This is a genomic window from uncultured Clostridium sp., from assembly GCF_937920395.1.
In the GTDB taxonomy this organism is placed as follows: Bacteria; Bacillota; Clostridia; order Clostridiales; family Clostridiaceae; genus Clostridium_AD.
Genome location: NZ_CALEVF010000254.1, coordinates 1 through 3,334, shown reverse-complemented (window position 1 = coordinate 3,334; position 3,334 = coordinate 1). Strand labels below are relative to the sequence as shown.

2 protein-coding genes are annotated in these 3,334 nt (G+C 29.8%); one reads left to right on the top strand and one right to left on the bottom strand.

Annotated elements, in window-relative coordinates; translation table 11 throughout:
- On the top strand, positions 1–620 hold a 620-nt coding region (locus Q0649_RS16635), incomplete at its 5' end, for a flavodoxin family protein (RefSeq protein ID WP_298844619.1).
- Positions 621–906: 286 nt separating this feature from the next.
- On the opposite strand, the gene Q0649_RS16630 is transcribed toward Q0649_RS16635, so the two are convergent.
- On the bottom strand, positions 907–3,255 hold the full coding sequence (locus Q0649_RS16630) for a diguanylate cyclase (RefSeq protein ID WP_298844617.1): 2,349 nt from the start codon (positions 3,253–3,255) through the stop codon (positions 907–909).
- Between the last annotated feature and the right edge of the window lie 79 nt (positions 3,256–3,334).

Below are 3,334 nucleotides of genomic sequence, written 5' to 3'. Positions count from 1 at the left end.
TTAACGGGAGTCCTAATAAAAATGGAAATACATATGAGGCTATAAAAGCTGTAGCAAGTGAGCTTGAAAAAGAAAACATAGAAGTAGAGATTATTCATGTAGGAAATAAGGTAATACGTGGATGTTTAGCTTGTGGTGGATGTAGTAGAAATATGAATGAGAAATGTGTTATTAAAAATGATGAAGTCAATGAATGGATTCAAAAGATGAAAGAGGCTGACGGAATTATTTTAGGGTCACCAGTACATTACAGCGCAATAGCTGGAACTATGAAATCATTTTTAGATAGGGCATTTCTTGTAACATCTAACAATGGAGGTATGCTTAGGCATAAAGTAGGAGCTAGTGTTGTCGCAGTAAGGCGTGCAGGTGGTATTCCAACATTTGATCAATTAAATAATTATATTAATTACTCGGAAATGGTAATGCCTACATCAAATTACTGGAATGTAGTTTTTGGTACTGCGCCAGGCGAAGCAGCTCAAGACGAAGAGGGAATGCAAATCATGAAAGTCCTCGGCAAAAACATGTCATGGCTCTTAAAACTTGTAGAGGCTGGTAAAGACAAAGTAGAAGAACCTAAAGTTGAAGAAAAGAAATTTATGAACTTTATAAGATAGTTGTAAAGAGACAATAATTTGTTCCACAGTCATTTACCGGAATAAAAAAGCATGAAATTTATCCGTAATGATTTGCAAATAGAGGCGAATAAACTATTGAAATTTAGTTTAGAAATTCTTCTTTTGCGTTTATAAAATTCTCGTAAGCCTGACAGGTTGCATAACAATTAATAATTGTTATGTCCCCCAGAGAACTACCCAGAGGTCCAGGCTAATGAACTCGAGACAAGACGTCGAGTGTGAATGATAGAGAATTTTATATAAGCAAAAGATTAGAATTTCTTAATTAAATTTCTAGTTTAGAGCTCGATTGCAAAGTATTACGGATTTGTTCATGCTTTTTTTTATTATCTAGGTCTAAATTTATAGATACAACTTTATTTTTGCCTAAAGCTTTTGCTTGATACATAGCTTTGTCTGCTGATGTAAATAAATATTCTAGAGTTTGTGTGGTAGGGGTTAGTGATGCAACACCAAGACTTGAGGTGATTGGTATTGCATCGGATTTTCTAATGATTAAAGGGTTATTTTCTATTGCAAGTCTTAGAGTTTCTCCGATTATTTCAGCTTCATTAAAGGAGGTACCTGGTAATAATACAATAAATTCTTCACCACCAAAACGCCCTAAAATATGACCATCACCTAAATTCTGTGAACAAATTCTCGAAAGACGCTTTAACACAAGATCACCAGTATGATGGCCTAAGCTATCGTTTATTTTTTTAAAATCATCGATGTCTATCATAATGGAAGAAATAGGTTGCATTGATGATTTTGCTTTATCAAAGATTTTATTAGCAAGCTCGAAAAAACTACGTCTATTGTACAAGCTTGTTAGAGGGTCAATGCAGGCTAGTTGTTTTGTTTTAGCATGTAAGTTAGCGTTTTCAACAGCAACCCCTGCATTGAAAGCATAGGATGAAGCGATGGCACAGTTAACTTTAGTATAAATATTTTTTTTGCTTGAATCTAATGTTAGTATACCTATAATTTTATTTTTAAAAATTACAGGTACTCCTAGCCAACTTTCAATATTTGCTAGATTTAGATAATGAGCAAAACGATTATCTTCTTTAACATTAGTGACTAATAATGTAGTCTTTGTTTTGTATATTTCTTTAAATAGTTGGTCATCGTCTTTATTTATACGAATTTTGTATATAGCATCCATATTTTTAAAACCATGGGCACATCTAATAGTAAATTGGTTATTTTCTTCCATAAAAAATGCTGCACTGTCATAAGGAATTATTTCTTTTAAACTTTTAAGTAACTTGTTTAATACATCGTCTAAATTTAAAGTAGAATTTAGGGAAAAAGTAGCTGAACGAAGTTTTTCTCTTAAATAATACTGCTTTTTTTGCTTAGATAACTTCTCGATTTTTCTATATGCTTTAGATTGATTTTTTGCTAGTATAAAAATATTTAAAAGTATAAAAATAAAGAACAGTAGTAGGGAGTAATCATTAATATTATTTACTCCTATATAGTTCAGCAGTGACATAGAGATAATTATAATAGTTGTAAGCAAAGCGACTATTGTAATGATGAGTTTCTTATTTTGGTTTTTATATGTCTTTAATATAATATAAATAGCATATATAATGATCAAAATACTAGAAAATTGAAATATTACAAGTAGTTTTAACGCAAGTAGTGGGGAGACGAAAATAGTAGTAGATATAAAGAATAAACAAAATATCTTGCATATATTATTAATGATTTTTGACGAACTTTTTTTAAAAATTACAAATATAAAACTTAACATAAAGAAAACTACAAGATAGAAAGTTATGTACTGTAGCTTAATATCTAGGGTATAATTTAAGTTGGTATATAAAGATAAAAAATATTTATTCCCAACAAATAAAGACCGTAAAGACATAACTAGGCACATACAACCTAAATAAAGCATAGAGACATCATCTACCTTGAAAATGTATAACCAGAGGTAATATAAAGCAACAACAAGCAATATACCGAGGTATAAAAAATTAAGTGCAATTGAAGCATCTCTATTGTTCATTATTTGATTTTGAGTTCCTAGATAAATCGCGCCATTGGTCCCACCATATTTAAAGTTATAATTTGATACTTGAAGTACAAGATTAATTTCTTTATTATTATTCATAAAATAATTGGTTATAGGTATTTTAGACAGACCTGATGAAATGGTAGTTCCAACAATACCATTAGAGGAAAGAAGGTTCCCATTTACCCATAATTTATATGATGATAACATGGAAGGGAAACTTAGACCTAAAATGGTATTTTTATATTTTGAGTTTAAATTTATAATTAAATGATATGTAGCATATCCAAAAGCATCATAATTTTTATTATATTTATTTATTGCTATTGGCATATCTATATAAGGTGATACATCAGAATCCTTAGAGAAGTCTTTTGGTGTTAATAGCTGTTTCCAGTAAAATTTCCATTTTCCTGAAATGTCTGTATATCCATCTTTATCAAAATTCAAATTTGTAAGGTCAAGTACACCATTTTTAGAATTAATATTTGAATATAAATTAGGTACAGTCAATTTATTTAAGGAGCAGATAACATATAATAATGCTGCCAAAATAATAATGGATAAAATAATTGGTAATGATTTTTTTTTCTTTAGCATCATATATATACCCCCCCCCCATTTTTGGGTAGTGTAAACTTTTTTACACTACTTGTTTGATTTTTTCTTTATATATCAATGG